Here is a 5,568-nt window from a genome sequence, read left to right on the forward strand (position 1 = left end):
TTCATCTGGATGAAGCGCGCGCTGGCCGACCAGTTGAAGGCGGCCGTGGCGACGCCGATCACGCCGAAGCCGAGCATGAGCGCCTCGGCGGTCTTGACGTCGGCGTCGCCGGCGGCGAGGATTTCGGCGGCCGGGCTGCGCGCGGCCAGGCCGACGGCGCCCTTGTGGTCGCTGCAGCGCCCGCAGGCGTGGCAGGCCGAGGCGCTTTTCATGTGGCGGATGTCGATCAGCGGGGCGCAGTCCACCGCCGGCGCGCGCGCCGTGTCGCGCTTCCAGGCGTCCTGATCGACGCGGAAGTGGATGGGGGCGATTTTCGCCAGCAGCGAGAAGACGCCGTTGGCCGGGCACAGGTAGCGGCACCAGACGCGCTTGCCGCGGCCGTAGACGAAGCCGACGGCCAGCGCCGCCAGGGTCGAGCCGCCGAGTATCAGCAGGGCCGCCTGCGGGTACTCGTAGACGCTGATCAGCTGGCCGTAGACGGTGGTGCAGATGAAGGCCAGCAGCGGCCAGCCGCCCCAGCGCATCCAGCGCGGGATGGGGCGGCCCAGGCCGTGGCGGCTGGCCAGTTCGCTCAGCGCGCCCTCCGGGCAGAAGACGCCGCACCAGACGCGCCCGAAGAGCATCGTGCCGAGCATGACGAAGGGCCACCAGATGCCCCAGAACAGGAACTGGGCGAACAGGCGCAGATTGTCGTAGAGGTGGGCGTCCTCGGGCGGCAGCGGCATGCAGGCCGGCAGCACCAGCAGCGCCAGATAGAAGGCGACCACGCACCATTGCGTGGCCAGTATCCAGTTGCGGTGGCGGCGCATGGCCGTGCCGACGGCGGCCAGGCGGCCCTTCGGCCGCGCCGCCGCGCGCATGTCGACGAGGGGGATGCTAGCCATGCCGGCCCCGCCGGCGCTGCGCCAGCGCGATGCCGATCCAGTACAGGGCGTAGATCACGGCCAGGGTCAGCGAGGGCCGCGCGCGGTAGCCGGTGAAGGCGGCCAGCGCGGCGCCGCCGGAACCGGCGTCGTCGAGCAGCGCCGAGCTGTCCCACAGCGGGTCGACCAGAGGGGGCAGCCAGCCGGAGCCTATCATGCGGTCGACGGCGCTGGCCAGCAGCGCCGCCGCGAAGAGCAGGAGCAGCAGGCCGCTGACGCGGAAGAATTGCCGGTAGTTCAGGAAGCGCAGGCCGCGATTGACGGCCCAGGCCGTCAACAGCGCCAGCGCGAAGCCGAGCGCGGCGCCGCCGGCCAGACCGACGCCGGCGCCGTCGGCCAGCCCCATGCCGTACAGGAAGATGGCGGTCTCGGCGCCCTCGCGCGCGATCGCCAGCGCGGCGATGGCGGCCACGCCCACGCCGCCGGCGCGGCGCGCGGCGCCGGCCAGGTCGCGCTCCAGTTGTTGTTTCATATGGCGGCCGTGCTTCTGCATCCACAGCACCATCTGCACGATCAGGCCGGCGGCGGCCAGCAGCATGGCCAGCTGGAAGCATTCCAGCGCGCCGCCGGACAGCTCGTCCTGCGCCGCCACCATGGCCCAGCCCAGCGCCCCCGCCAGGGCGACCCCTGCGGCCACGCCCAGCCACAGGGCGCGCAGGCCGGCGCCGTCGTTGCGCTTGATCCAGGCGTACAGAATGCCGACGACCAGCATGGCCTCGACGCTTTCGCGCCAGACGATGAAGAGGGCGTTACCCATGGACTGCCCCTTTCATTTGGCGAGGAAGCGGCCCTGGGCCGTTTGCGGGTGGAATTCGCCGAAGAATTTGTAGCTGCCCGGCTTGAGCGGCATGAAGATCAGGAAGCTGGACGCGCCCGGCGCCAGCACCTTCTCCTTGCGCAGCTCGACGCTTTCGAATTCCTCCGCGCCCGGCCCCTCGTTCTTGATCTGCAGGCGGAACTTGGTGTTGGCGGGCACCTCGACCGTCTCCGGCACGAAGCGGCCGTCGCGTATCGTCAGCGTGAAGGTGGGCAGGTCGGCGGCGGGGGCCGGCGCCGCCGCCAGACAGGCGGCGGCCGCGAGGCCGCCGAGTAAAACGCGCAGGTGTGGGAACATGATGGATCTCAGTAACTAAGTTGGGCGCGCAGGCCGAGGACGGTGATCGGGCCGGCTCCGGCGGCGCCGGCGGGACGGCCGATGTATTGGAGATGGGGCGAGAGTTCGAACTGCTTGTTGATGCGGTAGCGGTAGTACAGCTCCAGCACCCGCTCGGCGCCGTCGGCGCCGCTGGCGGCGCGGTAGGCGCGGCTGGTCTGCAGCCAGCCGGCGGCCAGGCCGAGGCTGTCGCCGGCGCGGCTCCAGTAGGAACCGTTGAACTCGGCGCCCGCCGTCACGGCCTGATCGAAGCGCACATGGCCGTTGACCTGGCGGCCGTAGCGGCCGAACAGGGTCACGCCGTCGCCGACGCGCTGGTCCAGCGAGGCGCCCCAGCCGCTGTGGCGCTCGGTGGCGACGACGCTGTCGTCGAAATGGCTGGCCTGGCCGGCGCGCCAGGCGTACAGGCGATAGTTGCCGGGCAGGCCGGCGAACAGGCGCCGCTCCGTCTCGGCCTGCAGCAGGATCAGGGGCGAGCTCAGGCTGCGCTGGTAGTTCGAGCCGGTCGGGCCGGCGCCGAACACGCCCAGCGACAGGCGCCAGCTCTCCGGCTTGGCGCCGGCGTTCTGGTAGGACAGGCGGAAGCCGGGCGCGAAGCCGTTGGCGTCGACGCCGATGTCGCCGCCGGCGTCCAGCAGGGGATTGTGGACGAAGACGGTGTTGGCGAACTGGCGGGTTTCATCGCCGGCGACGGCGTTCTGGTCGAAGAAGGCGAAGGGGTCCATCTTGCCGAAGCCGATCTCCAGCGTCTCCTTCGAGCTCGGCGCGTGGCCGCCGAAGGGCAGGGGGATGCGCGCCTGGTACCAGGCTTGCGCCAGCACGGCGACCGAGTCGTCGGGGCGCAAGCCGCCCAGCACGCGGAAGGCGCTGGCGTTCGGCTTGGAAAAACTGGCCAGGTCGTTCAGGCCGGCGCCCTGGCCGACGCGGAACTGGGCGTAGACGCGCTGCTCGACCGCGCCCAGTTTTCCCAGCGGCATGGTGACGAAGGCGTCGCCGCGATAATTGAGCTGGCTGTGCGCGTCCGCCGCGCCGTAGGGTTTTTGCGCCATCGTGGTCAGGCTGAAGCCGGCGCTCAGGCCCTCCAGCGCCTCGATCTTGCGGGCGGCGCTGCGCGCGCCGCCAGCCTGCATCTCCAGCGCCTTCAGGCGCGAGGTCAGCTCCGGCTCGTTTTCGCTGAGGCGCTCGCTGTCCAGGCCGGCGGCCGTGCGCGCTTGCTGCGATTCCAGCGCCAGGACGCGCTGTTCGATGGCGGGCGCGCTTTCTGCGCCGCGGGCGGGCGGCGCGGCGGGGCGGGCGGCGCGCAATTCACGCTCCAGTTCGGCGTTGCGGCGCTCAAGGCGCCCGACGCGCTCGTTCAGCGTGGCCAGCAATTGCCGCAGCTCGCCCGCGCCGGGCTGGGCCGCGGCGGCGCCGGCGGCCGCGCACAGCAGGGCGGCCGCGGCGGCCAGCGTCTTCATGGGCAGGGAAATGCGCATCGCCTAGTACCCGCCCTTCTTGCCGATGCCGACATAGGTGAAGTCGAACTCGACGTCGAAGGGCTTGAACCAGGGGCGCACGCCGGTCAGGCGGTCGGTGTGGCGGCCGAAATGGGCGTGCTTGTTCTCCGACGGCGGCAGGATGCTGTAGCGCACATGGTATTTGCCCGGTCCGAAGAGCTTGACGTTGTCGCCGTAATGCGGGCCGTCGTTGGCCACCATCGGCATGAACTCACCGCTGACCTTCTGCGCCGAGCCGTCCTTGCTGACTTCGAACTTGATGAGCAGGTAGGGCACCCAGGCGCCCTCCTCGAAGCCGTTCGGATTGCCGGCCAGGGCGTGGATGTCGGCCTCGATGTGGATGTCGGACTCTTCGGCCTTGCGCATCATGCCGTCCGGCTCCATCACCACCGGCTGCAGATAGACGGCAGCGATCTCCATGCCGGCGCGCTGCTGCGGCGCGCCGATGGGATACTCGGCGGCGCCGGCCTGGAGCGCCGTGGCGGCGAGGGCGGCGGCGGAAAGGCGGCCGAATAGGCGAACTGCTGTGGAGCGCATGCGAATCCTTCATGAAGTATTGATCAGGAACAATAATGATAATCGTTCGCATTGATATTTGTACTTGATGCGGATTAAGGAATTCGACATTGGCGCGGCCGCGCGCCTTGGGGAGAGGGGGAAGTGCCGGGGGAGGGGGCTTCAGAGGGAGGACGGCGTGCCGCGCGATCGCCGCGGCGGGGGCGGCGCGGATGGGCCGCGCCGGGTAAACTTCAGGCGGATCGGCCGCCGGCCGCGCCGCGCCCTGCTTGCGCGCCGGCGCGGCCCCGGCGTCTCAGGCGGCGCCCTGCATGGGGTCGTCGTTGAGCCAGCCGGCCAGGGCGGAGGCCGTCATCGGCCGGGCGAACAGGAAGCCCTGCGCCAGCGGACAACCCAGGGCCTGCAGGATCTGCGCCTGGCGCTCGTCCTCGACGCCCTCGGCGATCACCGCCAGGCCCAGGTTGCGGCCCAGCTGGATGACCATTTCGGCGATGCTGCTGCCGCGCGCCGAGCCGGTGATTTCGGTGACGAAGGCGCGGTCGATCTTGAGGCGGTCCACCTGCAGGCGCTGCAGGTAGGACAGGGAGGAAAAGCCCGTGCCGAAGTCGTCGATGGCGATGCTGACGCCGGTCTGCTTGATCTGCCAGAGCATCTTGATGAGCAGGTCGGGCTCCTCCATCGCCATCGACTCGGTGATTTCGAGTTCGACGAATTCGGGCGGCGCGCCGGTGTCTTCGAGCGCGCTGCGCAGCATCTCGAGGAAGTAGGGATGGCGGAACTGCACCTGCGAGACGTTGATCGACATCGTGAAGTCGCGGTGGCCGGCCTCGCGCAGCTGCACCAGCTCCTTGCAGGCGGTGCGCAGCACCCATTCGCCGATGTCGATGATCAGGCCCGAGTATTCGGCGATGGGGATGAAGCGGTCGGGCGAGATGAAGGTGCCGTCCTCGGTGCGCCAGCGCAGCAGCGCCTCGGCGCCGACCGGGCGGCGCGTCGACAAATCCATCTGCGGCTGGTAGACCACGAACAGCTCGCCCCTGGTGAAGCCGGTGCGCAGCGCGTGCATCATGCGCACGCGCTCGCGGATCTCCACGCCCATCGAACGCGAGAAGTAGAAGTGGCCGGCGCGCTGCTGCGACTTGGCGCGCTTGAGGGCGATGTCGGCGTCTTTGAGGGCGTCGGCGCCGCTGCCATCGTGCTCGGCCAGGCGCACCAGGCCGAGCGTGGCCGACAACTGCACGTCCTGGCCGTCGATCGAGAACGGCGTCTCGAACAGCGCCAGGATGCGCGCGGGATTGACCGCGACGGCGTCGCCAAGCACGCTGAAAATGTCGCCGCCGATGCGCGCCACCGTCAGCTCGCTGCCCAGGCGCGATTGCAGGCGCGCCGCCACGGCGACCAGCAGCAGGTCGCCGAACTGGTGGCCGAGCGCGTCGTTGGTCTCGGCGAAGTGGTCGAGGTCGACCAGCGACAGCGTGGC

Annotated in this window: 6 protein-coding genes; all 6 read right to left on the minus strand. The window is 70.3% G+C overall.

Annotation, left to right across the window (positions count from 1 at the left end; all coding sequences use genetic code 11):
* The coding region (locus Q0S71_RS21540; protein ID WP_296000203.1) for a 4Fe-4S binding protein at window positions 1–884 on the minus strand (884 nt) is incomplete at its 3' end.
* Entirely contained in the window at window positions 877–1,680 is an 804-nt protein-coding gene (locus tag Q0S71_RS21545; protein ID WP_296000205.1) for an FTR1 family protein, read from the minus strand. The genes Q0S71_RS21545 and Q0S71_RS21540, both read right to left, overlap by 8 nt.
* Window positions 1,681–1,692: 12 nt before the next feature.
* Window positions 1,693–2,037 carry a cupredoxin domain-containing protein gene (locus tag Q0S71_RS21550; protein WP_296000207.1) on the minus strand — a complete coding sequence of 115 codons (345 nt, stop codon included), beginning with the start codon at window positions 2,035–2,037 and terminating at the stop codon, window positions 1,693–1,695.
* Window positions 2,038–2,045: 8 nt separating this feature from the next.
* Complete coding sequence (locus Q0S71_RS21555; protein ID WP_296000212.1) at window positions 2,046–3,551, minus strand: carbohydrate porin; 1,506 nt, start codon at window positions 3,549–3,551, stop codon at window positions 2,046–2,048.
* 3 nt (window positions 3,552–3,554) lie between these two features.
* Complete coding sequence (locus Q0S71_RS21560) at window positions 3,555–4,109, minus strand: iron transporter (protein ID WP_296000215.1); 555 nt, start codon at window positions 4,107–4,109, stop codon at window positions 3,555–3,557.
* Between the two features lie 274 nt (window positions 4,110–4,383).
* On the minus strand, window positions 4,384–5,568 hold a 1,185-nt coding region (locus Q0S71_RS21565), incomplete at its 5' end, for a bifunctional diguanylate cyclase/phosphodiesterase (protein ID WP_296000222.1).

Origin of the sequence: Rugamonas sp., assembly GCF_025354735.1 — a bacterium.
Classification (GTDB): domain Bacteria; phylum Pseudomonadota; class Gammaproteobacteria; order Burkholderiales; family Burkholderiaceae_D; genus Rugamonas.